Origin of the sequence: Trichloromonas sp. (assembly GCF_034006665.1) — a bacterium.
GTDB lineage: Bacteria > Desulfobacterota > Desulfuromonadia > Desulfuromonadales > Trichloromonadaceae > Trichloromonas.
The window spans coordinates 33,851-56,922 of the sequence record NZ_JAVESI010000017.1 but is presented as its reverse complement, the minus strand read 5'-3'; the positions used below and the strand labels follow the sequence as shown (position 1 = coordinate 56,922).

The 23,072-nt window shown below is 63.2% G+C and carries 19 protein-coding genes and 1 pseudogene; all 20 read left to right on the top strand.

What is annotated here, in order from left to right; genetic code table 11:
* Positions 1–5: 5 nt before the first annotated feature.
* A complete protein-coding gene (locus RBR25_RS08590) occupies positions 6–1,061 on the top strand; it encodes a polysaccharide biosynthesis/export family protein (protein ID WP_432819139.1) in 1,056 nt (351 codons plus the stop codon).
* Positions 1,062–1,107: 46 nt separating this feature from the next.
* A complete protein-coding gene (locus tag RBR25_RS08585) occupies positions 1,108–2,502 on the top strand; it encodes a GumC family protein (protein ID WP_432819138.1) in 1,395 nt (464 codons plus the stop codon).
* 7 nt (positions 2,503–2,509) lie between these two features.
* The gene (locus RBR25_RS08580) at positions 2,510–3,592 is read left to right on the top strand and encodes a sugar transferase (protein ID WP_432819137.1); all 1,083 of its coding nucleotides are present in this window, start codon (positions 2,510–2,512) and stop codon (positions 3,590–3,592) included.
* A 25-nt stretch (positions 3,593–3,617) separates the two neighbouring features.
* Positions 3,618–4,598 (top strand): glycosyltransferase family 2 protein, encoded by a 981-nt coding sequence (locus RBR25_RS08575; RefSeq protein WP_432819136.1) that lies wholly within the window; start codon positions 3,618–3,620, stop codon positions 4,596–4,598.
* A gap of 1 nt (position 4,599) precedes the next feature.
* Complete coding sequence (locus tag RBR25_RS08570; protein ID WP_432819135.1) at positions 4,600–6,012, top strand: O-antigen ligase family protein; 1,413 nt, start codon at positions 4,600–4,602, stop codon at positions 6,010–6,012.
* The gene (locus RBR25_RS08565) at positions 6,000–7,187 is read left to right on the top strand and encodes a glycosyltransferase (RefSeq protein ID WP_432819134.1); all 1,188 of its coding nucleotides are present in this window, start codon (positions 6,000–6,002) and stop codon (positions 7,185–7,187) included. The genes RBR25_RS08570 and RBR25_RS08565 overlap by 13 nt, the downstream gene beginning before the upstream one ends.
* Positions 7,188–7,193: 6 nt before the next feature.
* Positions 7,194–8,225: a hypothetical protein gene (locus RBR25_RS08560; protein ID WP_432819133.1), complete on the top strand. Its 1,032-nt coding sequence runs from the start codon at positions 7,194–7,196 to the stop codon at positions 8,223–8,225.
* The gene (locus RBR25_RS08555; RefSeq protein WP_432819132.1) at positions 8,198–9,349 is read left to right on the top strand and encodes a glycosyltransferase family 4 protein; all 1,152 of its coding nucleotides are present in this window, start codon (positions 8,198–8,200) and stop codon (positions 9,347–9,349) included. Before RBR25_RS08560 ends, RBR25_RS08555 begins: the two co-directional genes overlap by 28 nt.
* Positions 9,349–10,731: pseudogene (locus RBR25_RS08550) on the top strand (lipopolysaccharide biosynthesis protein); the annotation flags it as partial. The gene RBR25_RS08555 and the pseudogene RBR25_RS08550, both read left to right, overlap by 1 nt.
* A gap of 115 nt (positions 10,732–10,846) precedes the next feature.
* A complete protein-coding gene (locus RBR25_RS08545; protein ID WP_432819131.1) occupies positions 10,847–11,947 on the top strand; it encodes a hypothetical protein in 1,101 nt (366 codons plus the stop codon).
* Between the two features lie 34 nt (positions 11,948–11,981).
* Positions 11,982–12,917, top strand: coding sequence for a glycosyltransferase family 2 protein (locus RBR25_RS08540; protein WP_432819130.1), 936 nt, complete (start codon positions 11,982–11,984; stop codon positions 12,915–12,917).
* Between the two features lie 117 nt (positions 12,918–13,034).
* On the top strand, positions 13,035–15,371 hold the full coding sequence (gene lon, locus RBR25_RS08535) for an endopeptidase La (protein ID WP_432819145.1): 2,337 nt from the start codon (positions 13,035–13,037) through the stop codon (positions 15,369–15,371).
* Positions 15,368–16,363, top strand: a complete 996-nt coding sequence (gene thiL, locus RBR25_RS08530) for a thiamine-phosphate kinase (protein ID WP_432819129.1) — start codon at positions 15,368–15,370, stop codon at positions 16,361–16,363. Before lon ends, thiL begins: the two co-directional genes overlap by 4 nt.
* Before the next feature lie 13 nt (positions 16,364–16,376).
* Positions 16,377–17,261, top strand: a complete 885-nt coding sequence (locus RBR25_RS08525) for a CheR family methyltransferase (RefSeq protein WP_432819128.1) — start codon at positions 16,377–16,379, stop codon at positions 17,259–17,261.
* A complete protein-coding gene (locus RBR25_RS08520; RefSeq protein ID WP_432819127.1) occupies positions 17,252–18,523 on the top strand; it encodes a methyl-accepting chemotaxis protein in 1,272 nt (423 codons plus the stop codon). Before RBR25_RS08525 ends, RBR25_RS08520 begins: the two co-directional genes overlap by 10 nt.
* Positions 18,524–18,530: 7 nt before the next feature.
* Complete coding sequence (locus tag RBR25_RS08515; RefSeq protein ID WP_432819126.1) at positions 18,531–18,947, top strand: chemotaxis protein CheW; 417 nt, start codon at positions 18,531–18,533, stop codon at positions 18,945–18,947.
* A 19-nt stretch (positions 18,948–18,966) separates the two neighbouring features.
* A complete protein-coding gene (locus RBR25_RS08510; protein WP_432819125.1) occupies positions 18,967–19,335 on the top strand; it encodes a response regulator in 369 nt (122 codons plus the stop codon).
* 41 nt (positions 19,336–19,376) lie between these two features.
* Positions 19,377–21,242, top strand: a complete 1,866-nt coding sequence (locus tag RBR25_RS08505; RefSeq protein WP_432819124.1) for a chemotaxis protein CheA — start codon at positions 19,377–19,379, stop codon at positions 21,240–21,242.
* Complete coding sequence (locus tag RBR25_RS08500) at positions 21,239–21,862, top strand: chemotaxis protein CheC (RefSeq protein WP_432819123.1); 624 nt, start codon at positions 21,239–21,241, stop codon at positions 21,860–21,862. The genes RBR25_RS08505 and RBR25_RS08500 overlap by 4 nt, the downstream gene beginning before the upstream one ends.
* Positions 21,863–21,976: 114 nt before the next feature.
* Positions 21,977–22,747, top strand: coding sequence for a LolA family protein (locus RBR25_RS08495; protein ID WP_432819122.1), 771 nt, complete (start codon positions 21,977–21,979; stop codon positions 22,745–22,747).
* Positions 22,748–23,072: the final 325 nt, after the last annotated feature.

Below are 23,072 nucleotides of genomic sequence, written 5' to 3'. Positions count from 1 at the left end.
GTTTCATGGTCAAGGTGGTTTCGCTGCTGATGGCTTTGGCCCTGCCGGTGGTTCTTGGCGGCTGTGCCGGTAAGCCGGCGGTGGTGCCCGGTCCGGAGATGGAGTTCGACAGCACCACCTTCTCCTTCGATCAGGGGACCTATCCCACCGAGCTCGGGTTGTTTTCCGACTATCGCCTGGCCCCCGGTGACCTCCTCGACGTTCTGTTCCAGTTCAGCACCTGGCAGGAGAAGGCCGATTTCAAACTGGCGGTTGACCATACCATTTCCGTTCACTTCGTGCATATCCCTGAGCTGGACCGGACCATGCCGATCCAGCCCGACGGACGTATTTCCCTCCCCTATATCGGCGAAATTTATGTGGTCGGCAAAACTGTTCCGCAACTCACCGCGGAGCTGCGCCAGGCCTACAGCAAAGAACTTCTGGATCCCGAACTGTATGTTTCCGTCGACGATTTTCAGGCCAGCATCAAGGAACTGAAAAAGGATCTGCATACCGCTCCTCGCGGTCTCAGCCGACTGGTGACGGTGCGTCCCGACGGTTATGCGACCTTCCCGCTGGTGGGGGACGTTTTCGTCGCCCATCGCACCATTCCCGAGGTCAACGACGCCCTGAATCTTCGCTATAACGAAACCCTTGCCGGGCTGCACGTCGATCTCTTCCTGGAAAAACATGCCGCTTCGCAGATTGTGATCGCCGGTGAAGTCAGGAAAGCCGGGGCCTATCCCATTGCCAAACCGATTACCGTGTTCGAGGCCCTGGCCCTGGCCGAAGGCCAGCAGCCGACGGCGGCTCTCGACGAGGTGCTGGTGGTGCGCCGGCACAACAAAAAATTCGTGGCCCATCAGGTCAACCTCAAGGAGTTGCTGGCCAAAAACGAGGGGAGCGCCTTTTTCTACCTGCGCCCCGACGATCTCGTCTATGTGCCGAAACGGGGTCTTTCCAAGGCCGCCCTGGTGATGGATGAAATCAGTCAGATTCTTATGTTCCGCGGCTGGGGGTTCAGTTTCAGTGGACCGTTGTTTGATGATCCGATTTTCGGTAACCCGGTGCCGGAATAAGGGGCGCTGTCGAGTCCGGTCAGGTTAACGCAGAAGGAATGGGGCTATGATAGTAAAGACCGAAGACTATGTACGGGATTTGACGACGATCTTCTTTGCTCAGAAGCGAATCGTGCTGTTGACGACGCTGCTCTTTACCGTGCTGGCGTTGTTGGTGGCGTTTTTGTGGCCGCCGATCTATGCCTCGGAAGGGACCATTTTCGTCAAGAGCAAAAAGCGCGAGAAAAGCCCGGAGGCTTTGGAAATCAGCCAGGGACAGAGTTCGCTGATGACGGCGGTCACCAAGGAAGATCTGGCCTCCGAGCTGAATATCATCACCTCCTATGATGTCCTCGAAAACACCTTGAAGCAGTTGGCCGCCGGTCAGCAGCTGCATGACCCGCTGGACTTGGCCGACACCATGGCTCTGCAGCGGGCGGTAGGGGCGCTCAAGGATCGTCTGGAGATCAATCTGGTGCCGAGTTCGAACATCATCGAAGTGCGCTATCTGCATCGGGATCCCCAGTATGCCCTGGCGGTGCTCCGGCAGCTCTTCGACGAGTATCTCCGTTATCGCTTCGACATTTACAACCCCACCGCAACGGAATCGTTCTACAAGAATCAGATGGTCAAGTTCAACGAGGCGATTCTCGCCCAGGAAAAAAAGTTGCTGCTGCTCAACCACGCGGCCGAAACCCCCCGCCCGGACCTGGAAATCGAAAACAATATCAGCATCAAGAAAACCCTGGAACAGCAACTGGTAGATCTGCGCAGCCAGCGGATCGAAAAGCAGCAGCAGGTGAGGCGCCTGGAAACGGCGCTAAAAGCTAAAAATCCCCAGCTATTTTCAGCACTTGGCGTGCAGGCCATTGCCACCTTGGCGGAGAAGGTCCAAGGCGTCATGCTGGAAAGAGCCGGGCTGTTGAGCCTCTACCGCGCCGACAGCCAGAAAATCCGCAATATCGATCGGCAGTTGGAGACGTCTTTTGCGGCGCTGCAAAAAGAGGTTGAAGGTTATGTCAAGGATCAGCACAGTGCCGTCGAGATTCTCGATCAGCAGATTGTTATGCTCGAAGAGCGGGTCCAAGGGCTGGTGGATCGAAACCTGGTCCTCAGCGGCCATCAGATCGAGATGCAGCGCCTGAACCGCGAACTGGATCTGGGTCGGCAGTCCCATGATATTTTCATGAAGCGTTGGGAAGAGGCGCGGATCAACAGTTCCCCGGAAGCCAACAGCCTCTTTGCCATCAACGTCCTCAGCCGCCCGACGGTTTCCGCCGCGCCGGTCTTTCCCAAGCGGGGCACCCTGATTCCCATCGGTATCCTGGCCGGGTACATCACCGGCTGCTGTTTCGCCTTTGTTCGGGAATTTTTCGACCACACCTTCAAGACGCCGGAAGACGTCAGCCGCTACGCCGCGTTGCCGACCATTTTCTCCATTCCCGAATACGAGGAGAGTTGATGCCGGGATGATGACCCTGCGCCAGGATTCCAGCAATGAATTTTCGTCCGGCGGGCGTGCCCGGAGAATGCTTTCCGGACCGGGGGGTTATCAGCCGTTCAGTCGCTGGAGCGAGAGCCTCTACAGCCTCTCCAACCTGTTGTTGAGCCTGGGCTTCATCCTTCTGTTGTCGCCGATCTTCGTGCTTTTGGCGGTGATACTCAAGATCGTTTATCGTGGCGGGCCCATTTTCTACAGCGGCGTGCGTCTTGGCCGGCACAAGCAGCAGTTCGTCATGTACAAATTTCGCACCCTGCCGGTCGATGCCCAGCAGATCATCGGCGACAGCCTGTTATCCAGCCGCCATCGGATGACCACCCCGCTGACCGAATTCCTGCGCAGTACCCGCCTCGACGAACTTCCCCAGCTGTTCAACGTCCTCAAGCGGGACATGGACTTCATCGGCCCCCGGCCCGAGCGGCCCGAAGTCTACGAAAAACTCTGCCGTCATCTCACCGGCTACGACCTGCGGTTCCGGGTTCGGCCCGGCTTGATCGGCTACTCCCAGCTTTTTACCCCGCACAGTGCGCCAAAGCGGCTGCGGGTGTTGATCGACAACAAGTACGTCAGCAAACACCGGAATATCTTCTGGGATATCGGGGTGGTTTGTTTTACCGGGGCCACGTTGCTCAAAAACTTCGTGCTGAAACTCGGAAAGGAGTTGCGGACCCTGATCAACACCCGCTTCTATCGCCGCTACCGGGAACGGCGCCGTTCCGAGCGGGTGCATCCGGCCAGGGCCCAGGCCTTTCTGCGGCAGCCTCAGGGATTGCAGCTGGTCGGTCCGATTCTGGATATCAACGACAGCTGTCTAAAGGTGGTCTGTGCCCAGGAACTGGCGGTGGACGACCTGTGCCTGCAACTGGAAATCGTGATCGACAAGGGGGGGCGCCATTATCCCAAAAAAGCCCGCTGCACGGGCCGGGTGTTCCGTCGCCATCGGCTTGAATCGCCCGCCGGATCGAGTATTTACCTGATTGAATACACCCCCTGCTCGGCGCTCAACCATTACATTATCGACCAGTACATTCTCAAAAAAAGTATTGCCTGAACGCCGACCCACACGGAGGGCGCTTATGCCGGAAACCTCGTTTGCCGTCGTCATTCCATCCTTCAACGAGGCGGAAAACATCCCCCGGGTGCTCGCGGCTCTCAGCGAAAACCGGGCGACCGCCGGTTCTTTCGAGGTAGTGGTAGTGGACAATCTTTCGACCGATGCCACGGTCGCCAAAGCTCGTGAAGCAGGCTGTCGGGTGCTGGAGAACGACAGCGGCGGTCGCTTGACGATCTCGGCGTTGCGCAATCGGGGAGCACGGGCGGTAGGCGGCGAGGTGCTGGCCTTTCTCGATGCCGACATGCTGGTTCCCGCCGATTGGCTGGCGGTCGCGGCGGCGCGTTTTGCCGGCGGCTTCCAAGGCGCCCTCGGCTTTGTCGATACGGTTCCCGCCGAGGCCAACTGGGTGGCCCGGACTTGGGGCATCCGGGCCCAGCAGGAAGTTCGTCAGGAGCGGGCCGTCGATTTTCTGCCTGGGCGCAATCTGTTGATCAGTCGTGCGGTTTTCGAAGCCTTGGGCGGTTTTGACGAGGGCCTGACCACCAATGAGGACAAGGATCTGACCTATCGGATTGCGCTGGCCGGTTATCCGGTATTGCAGTTGCCGGCGCCGCCGGTCATCCATCTCGGCTATGAAAAGAGTTTCGGCGAATTTGTCCGCAAGGAGTTCTGGCGTCAGTCGAGTACTTTAGGTTTTGCCCGCAAGCATGGCTTTGCCTGGCGGACGCTGCGCAATCCCCTGTTGAGCCTGGTTCATGTCGTGATGGTGCTGGGGGTTGTGCTCACCCTTCTCGGCGGCGCCGGCGTCGTTGCCGCCCTGTTGCTGCCGGCTTGGCTGCTGCCGTCGGCGATTATCGCCTGGCGGGGCCGGGGGGCGGCGGCTTCGGCCGGTTATCCCTGGCAGTTATTGTTGCTGACACTCACGCGTTGGAATGTCTCCGGGGTAGCCTTGCTCGCCCAGTTGGTCCGGGCTGGGGTCGGTCACTACCGGGGGAGGTCCTGAGGTGACATCCGGCGGTTATTCTCTGCCCATCGCTCAGCCGTTGCTGATGGGGCTGCTGGTGTTGGTCGGCGGCAGTGCTGCGTTGCTGCTGTGCACCCCCTACTATCTGCTGGCACCGGTGCCGGCTTTGGCCCTGCTGGTGGTGTTGCTGTTGGGATGCAAGCCGCAGCTCGGTTTCTACCTGATGCTGTTCAGTATTCCCATTGATCAATACCGGACCCTTTCGGCCACCTTCCCATCGCTGACCCTGACCAAAGTTCTGGGTATCCTGCTGGTCGCCATTCTCTGTTTCAGGGTTGTGGTGCAGCGTCAGCGCCTCCCGCTCAAATCCAAGCTCTGGGCGCCCTTGGGCCTGTTCTTGGTCGTCAATCTGCTGGCTTTTCTCTTCACCCGCTATCCTGAAACGGCCATGAACGAACTGCGGCAGATTGTCACCGCCTTGGTTTTCTTCGCCTTGGCGCTGGTCCTGATCCGCCGTCAGGATTTTTTCGGGGCGGTGCCGAAGGTTATCGTGTTGAGCATCTCCCTGGGGGCGCTGCTTTCCCTTTATGGCTACGTTTTTAATGACCCGCTCTTTGCCGTGCATGTCGATGCCGGCTCTCTCAAGCGTGGCGTCGGTGCCTCCAACGATCCCAATCTTTTTTCCCTCTCCTTGCTCTTTGCCATGCCGCTGCTGCTTCACTATGCCCTGCATGGGCGGGGACTTTGGCGGCTGCTGGCGGTCGCTTTGTTCGGCCTCAACGCTCTGGCCCTGGTATTGACCTTCTCTCGCGGTGGGGCGCTCAATTTCGCCGTTCTGCTGGCGTTACTCTTCTGGGAGCACCGCAAGTACCTGCGGCCCCGGTACATCGGACTGCTGGCCAGTACCGTGATGGCGGCGGCGATGATCACCTTGCTGCTGACCCCGGCTGCCTACTGGGAGCGGCAGCGGACGGTTACCGACACCTCGGACAGCTCGATTTCACGGCGCATGGATTACATTGTCGTCGCCTGGGATGCCTTTCGCGATCATCCCCTGCTCGGTTCGGGACCAGGAACCTTTATTGACTGCTGGGGAGAGGCAGTGGTGGCGGGCAAGGTGGAGAAAGGAGAAAGCCGCAATTACCGGCGCCCGGCGCACAACACCTATCTGGAGGTTCTGGTGGGAAGCGGGGTTCTTGGACTCGGCTTCTATCTGCTGGTCGTGCTGTGGGCGCTGCAAGCCTTTGTCCGCTCTCAAGGGGTGCTGTTGCGCGAGGGGGACGAGTCGGGGGCCTCGCTGGTGGGTGCTTTCAAGGTCGCGTTCCTTTCGGTCCTCTTCTATTTTCTGATTCTGAGCGCCTTCTACCATAAGTTTTTCTGGGTGTCTCTGGCGCTTTCCCAACTGGCGCTGCACTTCACCCCTCGCGTTGAGGTTGAGCCGTGCAGGGCTTGACGCTGGTGGGGAGCGTATGGCTTGGAATCGGCCTGGCGCTGCCGTTGCTGGTGCTGGTCGTCAATCCGCTGCTGGTCTATCTGGTGGCCCGTCGTGTGCCGTGGCGACCGATTCCGGTCGTCACGACGTTCCCCAGTGTCTCCATGATCGTCGCGGTGCATAACGGCGCCGCCCTCATGGAGACCAAGCTGGACAATGCCCTGGCCCTCGATTATCCTCCGGCCCAGCTGGAAATCATCGTCGCGGCCGATGGCTGTAGCGACGCCACCGAGGAGTTCGTGGCCCGCTATGGCGACCGCAATGTCCGGCTGCTGCGACTGGATGAGCATCGGGGTAAAACCTGGGCACTCAACACCGCAGTCGCGGAGGCCCACGGCGAACTGCTGGTCTTCAGCGACGCGGACGCCCTGCTTCCGGCCGAGTCTCTGCGGCAGTTGGTGGCCCCCTTTGCCGACTCGACCGTGGGCGGAGTTTGCGGCCAGCGGGTGATCGGCGAGCGCCACGGCGCCTTGCGCGAAGCTCAAGCCTGTTACATCGATCTCGACAGCCGTCTTAAACATTGGGAGAGCCGCCTCGGTACCCTGACGTCCAATGACGGCAAGCTCTACGCCATCCGCCGCGCGCTCTTCGTCCCCCTGCCGCCGGCGGTGACCGACGATTTGTTTCTGGCCCTGGCGGTGGTTCGCCAAGGCCGGGGGTTTGTCTTCGCCCCACAGGCCCGGGCCCTGATTCCGACCCCGTCCCGCGGCGCCGGACACGAGCTCGAACGGCGGCGGCGGATCGTTGCCGCCAGTCTCCATGGGATCCGCCTGCAAAAAGTGCTGCTCGATCCCCGGCGCTACGGCTTTTTCGCCTGGCGGCTGCTGATCAATAAGGTGTTTCGGCGCCTGCTGCCGCTGGCTTTGCTGCTGGTGATGGGGGGGACGCTGCTGTTGCTGCCCGGCCACTCTTGGGCCTGGCCGCTGCTGCTGCTGCAACTGCTCGGCTATGGCCTGGCGTTTAGCCATCTGCTCTGGCCAAAAATAGGCATTCAGCCGCCGCCCCTGCTGGGGAAAGTTTCAGCGACGGGGTTTTACGTAGCGCTGGGGGTCTATGGGACCCTTTTGGGCGTCGGGGATTTTCTGCGGGGCCGGCAGCCGGAGAAGTGGACCCCCCGCAAGACGGACGGAGTCTGAGACCCGATGGTAAAAACGCCGCTGCGGAGAAAAATCTTTTGGCTTTTGATCGGCGGTTTGTTGGCCGGTGGCGCCAGCGCTGCGGTCGAAGCCAAGAGCGGTCTGCTCGGGTTGTCATTGCCGGCGGAGTTTCAGCCCTTTGCCACGGACTCCCCCTGGAACCAGCCGCTTCCTCCGGAACCGGTACAGGACCCTGATTCGGCGGCGATGGTGGCTCAGTTGCAAAAAGTCGCCGGCAAGCTCAAGGTCGATCTGATCCAGTGGACCGTGCCACTGTTCGTGATCAATGCTGCGCAGGCACCGCCGCGGCGGGTGATTGCCGCGGAACCTCTCCATCCCAGTGTCGACCCGGACGGCGACGGCTGGGTTGAGAATCTGCCGCTGCCCGACGGCATCTGGCCCGATCCGCAGAAAGACGGCCATCTGCTGCTGGTCGATCCGCAGCAACGGCGCAGCTGGGATCTTTCTCGCGCCCAGTCTCTGCCCGACGGCAGCTGGCGGGTAACGCGGCTGGCTATCTGGGATCTCGACGGTCCCGGTTATGCCCCGGCCGATTTCGGCAAGCGCTGGTGGATGTTCGGTGCGCGCGGGACCGGCATGCCGCTGCTGGCTGGGCTGATCCGACCGGAGGAGGTGGCCGCCGGGGAGGTTCGCCATACCCTGGCCTGCGCCACCCCCATCAACCGCCGGGCCGCGTTTCCCGGCGGGCCGCTGGAGCTGTGCAGCCCGCCGGCGGCGCGCAGCGACGGCCGGTTGGATGGACCCCAGTTCCTGCCGGCCGGTGCCCGGCTGCAACTCGATCCGACCCTCGATCTCGACCACCTTGGGCTGTCCCCGGCCAGTCGGGTGGTTGCCCGGGCGATGCAGGTCTACGGCCTGATCAATGTCGACGTCGCCGATACCTTCAAACTCTATTTCCAGAATCTCGGACCCGACGGCGGGCGCTGGCGGGAGCTCGGCGACTTCCGTGATCTGGCCAACATTCCCCTCGACCGTTTCCGGGTGATTGAATGTCAGATCGTCAGCAAAATGCCGTGACCGGCACCCCGGCTCCGGTGCGCCTTCTCAACCTGCGGCAGGCGGCGGGCAGGGGTGGCGGCGCCGATACGGTGATCTGCCAGATACTGCGTCGGCTCGACCGGCAGCGTTTCACGGCCACCGCCGTCTATCTCTTCAAGCGGGGGGAGAGCATCGCACCGATAGCTGAACTGCTGCGCGAGGCGGATATCGAGCTCATCGAACTCCCCGGCGGCCGCCTCATCGACCCCTTTCAGCTCTACCGGCTGCACCGGTTGGTGCGATTGCGCCGTATCGAGATCCTCCATTGCCACGACCCCAAGGCGGACGTCTACGGTGCCTTGCTGCACCTGTTCAATCCCCGTCTGAAACTGGTTTCGACCCTGCACACCTGGCATCAGCAATCTTGGCGGTCGCGCCTCTACATCGCCCTCGATTTCTTGGCCCTGCGCTTTTTTCACCGGCGCATCGCGGTATCCCAGGACACCCGCAAACAAGCCTTGGCCGGCGGCCTCAGGGAGGTGGTGCTGATGCTCAACGGAGTCGATACCGAGTTCTGGACGCCGGGCCCCCGGGTCGAACGGCGCCCCGGTGAGCCGCTGACGGTCGGTTTCGTCGGCCGGCTGAGCCGGGAAAAGGGGGTGCGGGATTTGGTGCGGATCGCCCGTGCGGTGCTTGATCGCTACCCCGACTGCGCGTTCCTTCTGGCCGGCGAAGGGCCGGAGCGCGAGCCAGCCGAGCAGCTGGCGCAGCAGCTCGGCGTGGCGCCGCGGCTGCGGTTTCTCGGGCGGTTGGCAAAGGCCGATCTGCATACCTTTTACCAGCGCCTCGACCTGTTGCTGATGCCTTCCTATTCGGAAGGGGTGCCGATCGCCATGCTCGAGGCGATGTCCATGGGGGTGCCGGTGGTGGCGACCCGGGCCGGAGGGATCGGCGAGGTTTTGACAGACGGGGAAACGGCGCTGCTGACCGCGGTGGGAGATAGCGAGGGGTTGGTGCGGCAGATCGTCGCCTTGATCGAAGCTCCGGTGCGGGCCGTCGAGCTGAGCCGCCGTGCCCGGGAGCTGGTGCGTACCCGTTATGGATTGGCCGGGCGGGTACGGGAGTTGGAGAGGATCTATCTGGAGCTGCGGGGAGGGCGCTGATGGCGGATCAGCCGTCCGGCCCCCTGGTCGGAACCATTGCCCGTTATGCGTCCAGCAACCTGTTTCGGCAGGTGCTAGGGGTGGTCAACGCCTTTCTCAAACCCAAGCTCCTCAGCCCCGAGCTCTTCGGCCTCTGGAATCTGCTCAGCCTGATTCCCAACTACGCCCAATATATTCACCTCGGTTCCCGCTCGGCGTTACGCTACCAGATTCCCGCCAATCGGGGAAGGCCTCGCGAGGCGGAGAATGGCGGCCTGATCGGGGCGGTCTATTACGGGACGCTGGCCTTAAGTCTTTTGCTGGCGGCGGGACTGCTGCTCGCCGCCGTCTGGCTGCCGCTGGCAACGGCGGCCCAGGTCGGGCTGGCGACCATGGCGGCAGTAGTGCTGCTGACTTGGTATTTCGATTTCCAGGTCACCCTGCTCAAGGCGACGGAGCAGTTCCGCCTGCTTGGCACCGTGAATTTCTTTCAGGCCGGTCTGCTCAGCCTCCTCAACCTGGTACTGATCCTGGCCTTGGGCCTTTATGGCCTCTATGCCGCCCTGCTGATCAGCAGCCTCGCCGGGGTCGGCTACATCCGTGCCCGTTACCGACCGCCACGTTTTGCTCCCTATCGGCACCGGGTTTTTCTGGAACTGGTGCGGACCGGGTTGCCGATCATGGCCTTCAGCATGAGCGCTCTACTGATCCGCACCGCCGACCGTTTTCTCATCGCCGGTTTTCTCGGTCTGGAGGCGCTGGGTTATTACGGCATCGCTACCATGGCCTTCAACCTGCTCATGCAGATCCCCGGGGCCTCCCGGGAAGTGCTGGAGCCGAAGCTGATGCAGGCTTTCGCCCATGGGGAGAGCGAGGCGCTGCTAGGCGAGTACCTGGTCCAGCCCCTGCTGGTCATGGCCTATGTTGTTCCGGCACTGCTCGGCACTGCCATCTTACTTCTGCCGGGGGCCGTGACCTGGTTGTTGCCCCGTTATCTCGCGGGGGTTCCGGCCGCCCAGCTGTTGTTGGTCGGCGGTTACTTTCTGGCCCTGACCTACGTCCTGCGCGGCGTCATTGTTGCCCAGGGGCAGCAGTGGGCAGCCGCCTTGCTGACTCTGGCAGTCACCGGCGCCAATCTCGGCGCCGGGTTGCTGCTGCTCAGGCTGGGGCTGGGACTGCCTGGTGTGGCTCTGGCCAGTGGTGGTTCCTTCCTTCTGCTCTTTCTCCTCCAGTGGTGGCTGGTGCGCCGGCGGCTGACGGTGCCACTGCCTCTGGCGCTGACGGATCTGGCTTGGCCCCTGGTGCTGCCGGTTGTGGCCGGCGCTGCGCTGCTCGCCCTGAGTTCCCGGTTGCCTGGGCCGCTTCTCGTCTCCGGCGGGATTGGGGCACTCCTCTATGGGCTGCTGTGCTGGTTTTATTACAACCGGGCGGCCCGGCGCTACGGATACTTCCCTCGCCTGGCGTTGCCGGTGCGCAAACCGAAACCCTGAGCGCAGTGATGAGGTTGGAGGCGTCCCCATGATATCGGCTTATTTCTGCATCAAAAACTTGGTTGCCCTGCATCTCGACGAGGTGGACCCGCTCTGTGCTGAGCCTTTCTGCAAAAGCTGGAGCCGCTGGCGGCAGGAGTCGCCGGCAACCGCCGCAGTGACGGTGCGGATGACTTCGGTGGGCGGGTTTCCGGCCCTGGGTGAGGCGCCGCGTCAGTTCGATCCCAATGCGCCGTTTCTGGTTCGGGAGCGGCAAGACGGAAACGGCTGGGTGATCTTTTTCCACCGAGGCGAGCCCGACATTTTTCTGCGCCTGGGGGAAACCATTGAGGTTGGTTATCGACCCCGCCCCCGCCAGGCCGGAAAACTCTATAAACTCTTGCTGTTTGTTCTGCAATTGGCCCTGGCGCGCTGCGAGGCGATGTTGATCCATGGTGCGGTCGTGGTCCGACAGGAACAGGCGCTGCTGCTGACCGGCCCCGAAGATACCAAGAAGACCACGTTGCTTCTGGCTTTTCTGCGGGACGGCTGGGATTTTCTCAGTGACGACCTGTTTCTGCTGCACGACGGCCGCGCCCATCTCTTTGCTACCGAGATTCCGCTGCGCGAACATCACTTCGCGGCCCTCCCCTGGCTGCAAAAGCGGCTCCCCGAGGCCGCGTCTTTCCGGCGCCGGGCCCGGCGCAACCGGCGTTTGCAGGTCTGGGGGCGACGCTTGCCCTCCTACTGCTTTCCGCTAGTGAGCCGTTTCTGCCCCGACCCTAGCTTGGTGGTGCCGGTCGAACGGTTGTTTCCGGATAGGGCCCGTGTCGCCGCAGCGCCCTTGAGCGGAATGCTGCTCCTCGCTCTGGGGGAAACCCTCCGGGCGGCACCCCTCGACCCGGCGGCAGCTGTGGCCCGGATCGGCCATATGCAACGGCTGCTCTTTACCGATTTTCTGGTGCTGGAAGAGTTGCTGGTCATCTACGGGCATATGGTCCCGGTCCCTTATGAGCGGATCCTGGCGGCCAACCTGGCGGCGCTTCCCAGCTGCAACCTGGCTCTGCCGGTGGACGGCGACCCGGTTGTCGTCAGCCGTTTCGCTCTTGATCAGGCGGCCGCGCTGCTGGCTGCCGCCCCCACCGGGTAACCGACTCCCTATGCCCCCGCAAGGAGCTGCCGCCATGTGCCGTACCAGTGTCATCATCCCGACCTACAACCGCCCCCAGGAACTGACCGACTGCATCGCTTCGCTACTCCAGCAGACAGAGCTCCCTTTCGAAATCATCGTTATCGACGACGGGAAGCTCCCCGCCGTTCCCTTCGAGGCCGAGTGCCGTCAGGCGGGGATCGTCTGTCGCTATCTGCGGAAGGCCAGCCCCGGCCTTACCGAGTCGCGCAATGCCGGGATTCGCATGGCCGATGGGGACATCCTCTTTTTCCTCGACGACGATGTGGTGTTGCGTCCCGACTACCTTGAAGCGATTCTGCAGGTTTATCGGGATCATGCAGGGGAGCGGCTCGGGGGGGTCGGCGGGTTGATTGAGAACACCCCGCCCTTGCGCCGCCGCGACTACCTCAAGCGGGGCGTGGAGTTGCTCTTTCTCGCCTATGGGTTCAGCGAGGGAAAGGTGCTGCCTTCGGGCTTCTGTGTGCAGTTCGGAGAAACCCCCTTCCCGATCCGCCAGGTCAAGCAGGTCGATTTTCTGATGGGCGGGGTCTGCTCTTTTCCCCGTCGGATTTTCGACGAGTTCACCTTTACCGATCGCTATCGGCGCTTTGGTCTTGGCGAAGACAAGGATTTCACTCTGCAGGTGTCGGCGCGGTATCCCCTCTACGTAACCCCCAAGGCGCAGCTCCTGCACCTGGAAGCTCCGGCCATGCGTCCGGACAAGCGTCGCTGGGGGCGGCTTTTTCTGTTAGGAAATTTTTTATTGTTCAAAAATCACGTCTGCAAAAATCCTTGGCAATGGCTGTTTTTCTGGTATGCGACCTTCGGTTATGTACTGGCCCGGATGCTGGCACTGCTGGTCTTTCCTAATCGGGGTAAGCTGGAGCAGTTGCTGGGCACGTTCGATGCGATCCGAGCTATTGCCAATCGGGAGGTCGTCTTGTCCTAGGCTGAGTCGCTGCTGGACTTTCCATAGGGGTTTTTGTATGGTTTAAAAAATCGTTACCGCGTTGTTTTTCCCAAGCCGTGAAGGCGCGGATCCTGGAGGATTAATTTGAGCCGTCCCATGGAAATGAAGGAACTGACCATCCCCGAAGTGCTGCCGCTTTTGCCGGTGCGGGACATCGTGGTCTTTCCCTATATGATTCTGCCCCTTTTTGTCGGACGCGATAAATCGATCGCCGCCGTCGATGCCGCCCTTTCCCGCGACCGGCTGATCTTTCTCGCCAGCCAGAAGGATGTCTCCAAGGAGGAGCCGGAACCCGACGACATCTATCCGGTCGGTACGGTGGCGATGATCATGCGCATGCTCAAGCTCTCCGACGGTCGGGTCAAGGTGCTGGTGCAGGGGATGGCCAAGGCGCGGTTGACCGGCTTCTCCTCGGTCGATCCCTATTTCGCGGCGCGGGTCGAGCGGCTGGAAGAGTCGCGCCTGGCGGAGCCGACCCTGGAGACCGAGGCGCTGATGCGCATGGTCCGCGACCAGCTTGCCCAGCTCATGCAGCTGGGCAAGAATTTCCCTCCGGAAGTCTCGGTGGTTCTGGACAATATCGAGGACCCCGCCAGCCTCGCCGATCTGATCGCCAGCAATCTCGGGCTCAAGGTCGCCAAGGCCCAGGAACTGCTGGAGGTGGTCGATCCCCTGGAACGGTTGCGCAAGGTCAAGGATGTGCTGGCCAACGAGCTGGAAGTGGCGACGGTGCAGAACCGCATCCAGAGCCAGGCCAAGGAGGAGATGGGCAAGAGCCAGCGGGAGTATTACCTGCGCGAGCAGTTGCGGGCGATCCAGGCCGAGCTCGGCGAGGCCGATCCCCGCGCCGAGGAGATCGCCGAACTGCGTCAGAAGCTGGAGGAGGCGGGGCTGCCGAAGGAAGCGCGGGCCGAGGCCGACAAGCAGCTGCGGCGGCTGGAGACTACCCATCCCGAGGCCGCCGAGTATTCCATGCTGCGCACCTACATGGACTGGCTGGTCGATCTTCCCTGGAGTCACGCCACCCGCGACAATCTCGATCTGAAAAAGGCCCGCAAGGTCCTCGACGAGGACCATTTCAACCTGGAAAAGGTCAAGGAGCGGATTCTCGAATTCCTCGCCGTGCGCAAGCTGAAGAAAGACATGAAGGGGCCGGTCCTCTGTTTCGTTGGTCCGCCGGGGGTGGGCAAGACCAGCCTCGGCAAATCCATCGCCCGCGCCCTCGGCCGCCAGTTCGTGCGCGTTTCCCTGGGCGGGGTACGGGACGAGGCGGAGATTCGCGGCCACCGCCGCACCTACGTCGGCGCCCTGCCCGGGCGGGTCATCCAGAGCATCAAGCAGGCCGGCACCTGCAATCCCGTCTTCATGCTCGACGAGATCGACAAGATCGGCGCCGATTTCCGCGGCGATCCCTCGGCGGCGCTGCTGGAACTTCTCGATCCCGAGCAGAACCACGCCTTTTCCGATCACTATATCAATCTGCCTTTCGATCTGTCGAAGGTCCTCTTCATCGCCACCGCCAATGTCCTCGACCCCATCCCCTCGGCCCTCAAGGACCGCCTGGAAGTGATCCGGCTGTCGGGCTACAGCACCGAAGAGAAGCTCTCCATCGCCACGCGCTACCTGATTCCCCGGCAGCTCAAGGAGAACGGCCTGAAGCCCAGGGACGCGCGTTTTTCCGAAAAGGCGCTGCTCAAGCTCATCACCGAGTACACCCTGGAGGCCGGGCTGCGCAACCTGGAGCGGGAGATCGGCAGTGTCTGCCGCAAGATTGCCCGGCGCTTCGCCGAGGGGAACAAGAAGCCGGTGCTGGTTTCAGAGACGGCGGTCGCCGGCTTCCTCGGCCCGCCCCGTTTTCTCCCCGAGGAGGAGCTGCGCGAGAGCGAAATCGGGGTGGCGACGGGGCTGGCCTGGACCGAGGTCGGCGGCGAGATTCTGCTGGTCGAGGTCAGCACCATGAAGGGCAAAGGCGATCTGACCATGACCGGGCATCTCGGCGACGTCATGAAGGAGAGCGCCCAGGCGGCTCTTTCCTATGCCCGCGCCCACGCCGCCGAGCTGGGGATCGACGCCAACTTTCTGGAGGGGACGAGCGTTCACATCCACGTCCCGGCCGGGGCCATTCCCAAGGACGGCCCAAGCGCCGGGGTGACCATGGCCACCGCCCTGATTTCCGCCCTCTCGGGGCGCCGGGTGAGCAAGGACGTGGCTATGACTGGCGAGATCACCCTGCGCGGCAAGGTGCTGCCCATCGGCGGTCTCAAGGAGAAGGTCCTGGCGGCGGTGCGGGCGCATATCGGCACCATCGTCATTCCCGAGCGCAACGTCAAGGATCTGGAGGAGATTCCTCCCCATCTCCGTAAAAAGGTACGTTTCATCAAGGCCACGACCATGGATGAGGTGCTGGCGGCGGCTTTGGAAGATCCCGCATGAAACTTGCCGAACTGGGAGAATTCGGCTTCATTGAGCGCATCCGCCGAGCGGTCGCCGGCGCTCCCGGTGTTGTTCTGGGAATCGGCGACGATTGCGCGGTGCTGGAGATGCCCGCCGGGGAACGGCTACTGACCAGCACCGACCTGCTCATCGAACAGATCCACTTCCGCCGTGAGTGGATCGATTCTTATCGCCTCGGGCGCAAGAGCGTTTCCGTCAACGTCAGCGACATTGCCGCCATGGGCGGCACCCCCCGCCATCTCTATCTCGGCCTCGGCATCCCCGCCGACCTGCCGGTCGAGGAACTCGATGCCTTTATTTCCGGCTTTCTTTCCGCCTGCCGCGACTACGGAGCGACCCTGGTCGGCGGTGATACCTGTCGCTCGCCGGGTCCGCTGCTGATCTCCGTAACCGTGGAAGGATCGGCGCCGGCAGCCGAAGTTGTGAGTCGCCGGGGGGCTCGGCCCGGCGACGGTCTCTACGTGTCCGGCACCCTCGGCGACAGCGCCTTGGCCCTGCGTCGGCTGCTGGACGGCAGTCGTCCCGACGACGTATCGGCCGCCCGTCACCACGATCCCCGCGCCCAGGTCGAACTGGGGCGGGCCCTGGCTGCGGCGCGCCTGCCGACGGCGATGATTGACCTCTCCGACGGTTTGCTCGCCGATCTCGGCCACATCCTCGAAGCTTCCGCCGTCGGTGCTGAAATCGAGATCGCGTCCATTCCTCTTTCCCCCGCCTTTCGAACAGCTCTGGCCGAGGCGCCGGAGCTCATCGAGCTGTCCCTCTCCGGAGGGGAGGATTATCAACTGCTTTTCACCGTACCGCCCACGCGGGAAGGGGAGTTGGCGGCAATTTCCACCGCTCTCGGACTGCCTCTGACCCGCCTCGGTACCGTGACGGCGGAACCGGGGCGGCTTTGGCTGCGTCGCCCTGACGGTGACCGCGTCGCGGCGACGCCCAAGGGCTTCAACCATTTTTCCTCGTTGGGATGACGGGAGGCCGGCGGTGAGTGGCGCAAAGGATCGGCCGGAGCGGGGCGAAGGGGATTTCCCGGAAGAGGCCTTCGCCGAGGTTCGTGCCCTGCTGCTGGAACGGGCCGCTTTCGATCTTGGTCATTACAAGGACGGCTGCATCCGTCGCCGGGTCGCCCGCCGCGCTCGCGCCTGCCGCTGCGCAGCCGCCGCCTATCCGGCGCGGCTGCGGGACGATCCGGGCGAGGCCGAGGCGCTGCTGGCGGCGCTGACCATTCATGTTTCCCAGTTCTTTCGCAACCCCTCGACCTTTGACCATTTGCGTCGGCGGGTGCTTCCAGAGCTGATCGAGCGCGCCCGGCGCACGCGGCGCGGCGAACTGCGTCTCTGGTGTGCCGGTTGCGCCGGGGGAGAAGAACCCTATTCCCTGGCTCTGCTGTCGCGGGAACTGGCGCCGGCCGAGCTTCCCCTGTCGCTGCTCGCCACCGACCTCAGCCCGGCGATTCTGGAACGGGCGCGGGCGGGGCTCTATGAGCCGGCGCGGCTGACCCAGGTGCCCCTGGAACTGCGGGAGCGCTATTTTCGCGTCGAGGGGCAAGGGTTCCGGCTCAATCACGAGATCCGGCGCATGGTGCGTTTCCGCCGCCAGGATCTCCTTGCCCCGGAGGAGTATCCCCGCGCCGATCTTATCCTCTGCCGAAATGTTCTGATCTACTTTTCCCGGGCCGAGCAGGAGCGGATCATCGATCGTTTCGCCCGGGTCCTGTCGCCGGGGGGCTTTCTCGTCATCGGTCGGGCAGAAAATCTTTTTGGCCCCGTGCGGAATCAGTTCCGTGGGGAATTCCCCCGGGAGCGGATCTATCGCCGGCTGGAGGATCATTCGGCGTCAGTGCCGCAAGGAGTGGAGCGATGCGTGTAGAGATCAGTTACAAGTTCATCGTCGGGTTCATCGTGGTGGTCGCTTCCATCGTTGCGCTTAACCTGCTCGTTCCCCATCTGGGGATACCCGAGGCCTGGCGTCAGCTCTTCACCGTCGCCTGCGCCATTCTCGTCGGACTGCTCTTCGGCTGGTTCTTCTCTCGTCGCTTCTCCACCAATATCCGGATCATCAACGCCAGTGCCGAATCCCTCGGCAACGGCGATCTGAGCATGCCGGTCGTCCTGCCGGAGACCGCCTTTCCCGATGAAACCGGGGATCTCGCCGCTTCCCTCAACCGGGTCATCGACAGCCTGCGCGTTCTGGTCGGCGCCATCCGCGCCTCGTCGGTCACGGTCGCCGAATCGGCCCAGGGTCTTTCGGCAACATCCGAACAGATGAGCACCTCCTCCCACGAAATCGCCCGGGCCATTGAGCAGATCAGCCGCGGGGCGGAGACCCAGGCAGAGATGGTCGAGAAGAGTTCCACGCTGATCAAGGAGATGGCCGCTTCCATCGAAGTGATCGCCGCTTCGGCGAGCAAGGCCTCTCAGTCGGCCAACGCTACCGCCGCCACCGCTCAGCGTGGCGGCCAGCTCTCCCAGGCGACCATCGGGCGTATGAAACAGGTGCTGGAGAATGTCGAGCGTAACGGCGAGCAGATAGCGTCCTTCGGTCTCCAGGTGCAGAAGATCGGCAAGATCGTCGAGGTCATCACCGGCATCGCCGGCAAGACCAACCTGCTCGCCCTGAACGCCACCATCGAGGCGGCCCGGGCTGGGGAATACGGGCGCGGCTTCGCGGTGGTCGCCGAGGAGATCCGCAAGCTGGCCGATTCCACCGAGGCTTCGGCGGCCGAAATCACCCAGCTCATCGAAACGATCCGCGAGGAGGCGGGCAAGGTACAGGAGTCGATGAAGACCAGCATTCAGGATCTCGACGCCGGCCGGGCGGCGGTCGACGACACCGGCCGGGCCTTCGAGGCGATCATCGGCGCTGCCCTGAACACCCAGTCGAAGACCGTGGCCATCAGCGAAATGGCGCAGAAACAGACCGACGGCGCCGCCGGCATGGTCGCCGCCGTCGAGGAGATCGCCCGCGTCGCCGAGGACAACGCGGCGGCGACGGAAGAGGTTTCGGCGGCGACCGAGGAGCAGACCGCTTCCATGGAAGAGATGGCCGAAGCCGCCCAGGGGCTCTCCGAACTGGCGGAAGAGCTGCTGGAGGCGGTAGAGCGTTTCCGTCTGGAGAGCGCGAAGGTCTGAGCGGATCATGGAACAGCTTCTCTCCTTTCGCCTCGGCGGTGAACTCTATGGCCTGGAAATCGCCCATATCCAGGAAATCGTCGAGGCGCCGACCCTGTACACCATCCCCCGGGCCCCGGAGGCGATGTCCGGCGCCCTCAACTTTCACGGCAGCATCCTGCCGGTTCTCGACCTCGCCGCCTATCTCGATTTCGCGACGGGCAAGCAAGATGCCCGCGTTCTCGTGCTCGTGCCGACGGTCGCGCAGCTGGTCCTGGCGGTGACGACCCTGTGCCGGGTCGTCCCTTTCGTGTCGGGAGAGCTGCTGCCGACCTGCGCGGAGCAGGCCCGGGCCGCCTGCGTTCGTGCGGTCCTTGAGCAGGAGGGGGAGATGATCAATCTGCTCGATCTCAAAAGATTGCTGGAACGGCTGGAAAGATCTTGAATTGGAAAGGAATAGCGGTGTGGGATTGCGGGTTCTGATTGTCGATGACGCCCTCTTCATGCGCGGCATGCTCAAGGATTTTTTCATCAAGGGCGGGCACGAGGTGGTCGGCGAGGCCGCCGACGGCCGCGAGGCGGTAGCGCAGTACCGGCGCCTGCGTCCCGATCTGGTGACCATGGATATCGTCATGCCGCAGGTCGGCGGCCTTGAAGCGCTGGCGGAGATCCGCCGCGAGGATCCCGAGGCCTGCGTCGTCATGTGCAGCGCCATGGGCCAGGAGGCGTTGATCCTCGAAGCGGTGCGAGCCGGCGCCCGGGATTTCATCGTCAAGCCTTTCAGCGAAGAGAAGGTGCTGGAAACGGCGCGGCGCGTCACCCGACGCGCCTAGGCGGCAGGCAAAGAGGGAACAGGGCGGCGATGGTCATCGACATGTCGAAGTACCACGATATGTTTCTCTCCGAGAGCCGGGAGCATCTTCAGGCTATGGGGCGGCTGCTGGTCGAACTGGAGAAGTCCCCCGCCGATCGGGAGGGGCTCGACGCGCTCTTTCGCGAAGCCCACTCCATCAAGGGGATGGCCGCGTCCATGGGCTACCGCGCCACCGCTGAGCTGGGGCATCATCTGGAGGATTTTCTCGCCGGCATCCGCGCCGACGGCAGGATTCGGCCGGAGGCCATCAATCGGCTGCTGGCCGGGGTCGACCTGCTTGAAGGTTTGATCGACGATCTTGCCGCAGCGCTTCCGGAGCGGGATGTGTACGCTTTCATCGCGGGTTCTGGGACCGTTCAGCCTTCCGTCGCGCCGGTGCCACAAGAGCCCGACAGCGGTTTCCAAGAGGGGAAGCCGGTTCCGGCGGCGAGCAGCGAGGAGATCCTGAAGATCGTCGTCGAACTGGTTTTGGAAGCGGTGGCTCCCGCCGCCCGCGCCCTGCTCATGCTGCGGGAGCTGGCCGGGCAGGGAGCGGTGCTCGACGCCGACCCGGACGAGGGTCAACTGATGCAGGGCGGGGCGGTACCGCGCCTGGAGCTGCGCCTGAAGAGTCGGCGGACGCCCCAGGAGGTCAAGGATCTGCTCCTGGACATGCCCGACGTGGCCCGGGTCTCCTGCGTGGTCGAGCGAGTCCGGTCGGAGGCGCGCCCAAACCGGGAGCGGACGGTGCGGGTGCGCACCGGCCTGCTCGACCAGTTCATCAATCTCACCGGCGAACTCGTCACCAACCGTTACATGTTGCAGGCCGCCTACAACGAAGGGCGCGATCAGGACTTGCGCGAGGGGCTGGAGCGCCTGACCCGGTTGATTACCGATCTTCATCACCATGTGCTGCAGGCGCGGATGATGCCGCTGGCGAGCATCACCGGGCGGCTGCCGCGCATGGTTCGCGAGCTTGAACAGCAGACCGACAAGGCGATTGCCCTGCGCATCGTCGGCGAAGAGGTCGAGCTCGACCGCTCGATTCTCGAAGCTTTGGCCGATCCGCTGATGCACCTGGTGCGCAACGCTGTCGATCATGGAATTGAGGAGCGCGGCGAGATTCAGATCCGCGCCGGGCGGGAAAAGGATCTGGTTCTGGTCGAGGTGCGCGACGACGGGCGCGGCCTCGACGCCGAGGCGATTCGGCGCAAGGCGGTGGCCGCCGGGCTCCTTTCGCCGGGACAGGCGCGGGGGATGGCCGAGCGCGATCTTTTTCCGTTGATCTGTCTGCCCGGTTTCTCGACCCGTGCCGAAGTGAGCGAGACCTCCGGGCGCGGTGTCGGCATGGATGTGGTCAAGGCGGTGACCGAGCAGTTCGGCGGCACATTACAGATCGCCTCGGAACGGGGGCAGGGAACGAGCATTCAGCTGCGGTTACCCCTCTCGGTGGCGATCATCCGCCTGCTCCTGGTAGAGTGCGGCGGCGAGCTGCTGGCCCTGCCCATCACCCGGGTGCTGCGCATCCTGGAACTGACGCGATCGGAGGTTCGTTCCTCGGGGCGGCAGATGGTGGTGCCGCTGGACAACGAGCTGGTGCCGCTCCTTTCCCTGCGGCGGATGCTGCGGCAACCGGCGCAGCCCGTTGCCGGGACGATCCCGGTGGTGGTCAGCGAGGTGCGCGGGCGCAAGATCGCCCTGGTCGTCGACCGCCTGGTCGGACAGCGCGAGGCCTTCGTCAAAACCCTGGCCTTTCCCCTCAATCGCATCGCCGGGGTGAGCGGCGCCACGATCCTCGGCGACGGCCGCATTGTCTTTATCATCGATCCCCAGGGCCTGCTCGACGAGGGGACGGCGCCCGGCGGGCGAAGCGGAGTTACGCCATGAATCTTTCGACTCTCAGCCCGACGCAACTCGATACCTTGAAGGAAGTGAGCAATGTCGGCATGGGCCACGCAGCCAGCGCCCTTTCGCAGATGCTGAGCACGCCCATCGACGTGCGGGTGCCGCGTATCGCTCTGGTCGAGATTGGCGACATCCCCGAAGTGGTCGGCGGCGCCGAGGCGGAGGTGGCGGGCATCCGGCTGGCCATGAACGGCCCGGTTCAGGGCACGTTGCTGCTGGTCTTCCCCGGCGACAGCGCCCGGCGCTTGCTGGGGCGCTTGCTCGCCGGACGCGGGGGGGAATCCCTGGACGAGTTGGCGGTTTCGGCCCTCAAGGAGGTGGGCAACATCCTTGCCTCGGCCTACCTCGTCGCTCTCGGCGGGTTTCTCGGCCTGCCGTTGCTTCCTTCCGTTCCCCAACTGGCCTGGGACATGGCCGGCGCGGTCCTCGACGAGATTCTCTGCGAGTTGGGGGCGGCGGGGGAGCAGGCTCTGCTGATCGAGACCGAATTCCACGGCGAGGTGCCCCTCTCCGAAGTGGTTCGCGGGCACTTTCTGATCCTGCCTGATCCCGCCACGTTGCAGGTGATCCTTTCCGGCGCCGCCGGTGTCCGTAAAGCCTGAGCCGCCCGGCGCCGAAATTCCCGTAGCTCCGCCCCCCTCTCTTCTGCTATCCTGCGCCGTTGCATGCGCCCCTAGGCGGACAACCCGTTGAACATGACTTACCGGAGGATAAAAATGAAACAACGACTGCTTGTGGCTTTGCTTTGCTGGGTGACCCTCTCGGGGTCGGCCTGGGCGGAAGAGGCGGGGGTCGCCATGAGCGACGTGATCCGTGCCGTCGAGGAACCGTTTAAGGCGAGCGCGTCCAAGGATCTCGCCATTCGCGACTTTGAGGCCGACTTTTTTCAGGAATCCCGCATCGTTTCCCTCGACCGGGTGCAGAACGGGAGCGGGCGGGTGCTGGTGAAGTTCGATCATAGGTCGGGGGATCAGGCGTCGAAGGCCCGCTTCCGCTGGAACTACGACCAGCCCACCACCCAGGAGATCGTTTCCGACGGCGAAACCGTCTGGGTCTACCTGCCGGACAACAACCAGGTGATCCAGTCGGATATCGAGCAGGCCACCCAGTCCCGCTCCGATGACCCGGTGACCTTCCTTACCGGCCTCGGCAACCTCTCTCGGGATTTTCAGATCGGCTGGGCCGAGCCGAACCGCGACCCGGACGGCCATTTCATCCTCGAACTGCGCCCTCGGCGCGCCTCGCCACTGATCCAGCGCCTGCTGCTGGTGGTCAACCGCGAGGCGGTGGCCCCTGCCGGGCAACCGGCCCGCGCCGGTGGCATCTTTCCGCTGCTCTCAAGCACCGTCTTCGACCCCAGCGGCAATTCGACCATCATCGAATTCAGCGCCCCCCGGGTGAACGGGGGCATCCCCGACAGCACGTTCCGCTTCATCCTCCCCGCCGGGGTAGAGGTGATACGGCCTGCCAGCGAAGGGGGTTTTTGACGACGGCTGATGAAAAACGCCCATCTGCGGCGTTACCCTCATTCTCGTCGCTGCGACGTACCTTACAGGTACGCCTCACTCCGCGAATTTCGGGGGCCTTGCATCTGGGCCTTTTTGATCAGCCTTAGGCGATAATGGTTTTTCAGCAGGGTCCATCGATTTCGCGTATCTGCTGTTGACAACCGCCCCGCTTCCGTCAGGAGGCGGGGCGGTTCCGTCGGCGTCGGCATTTAAGCTTTTCATCCCCGTCGCAGTTGTGTTACAAGCTATTGATTCGGCGGGATTGTTGTCTTTCGCCGGAGATTTTTTCCGCAGGAGGAGAGTG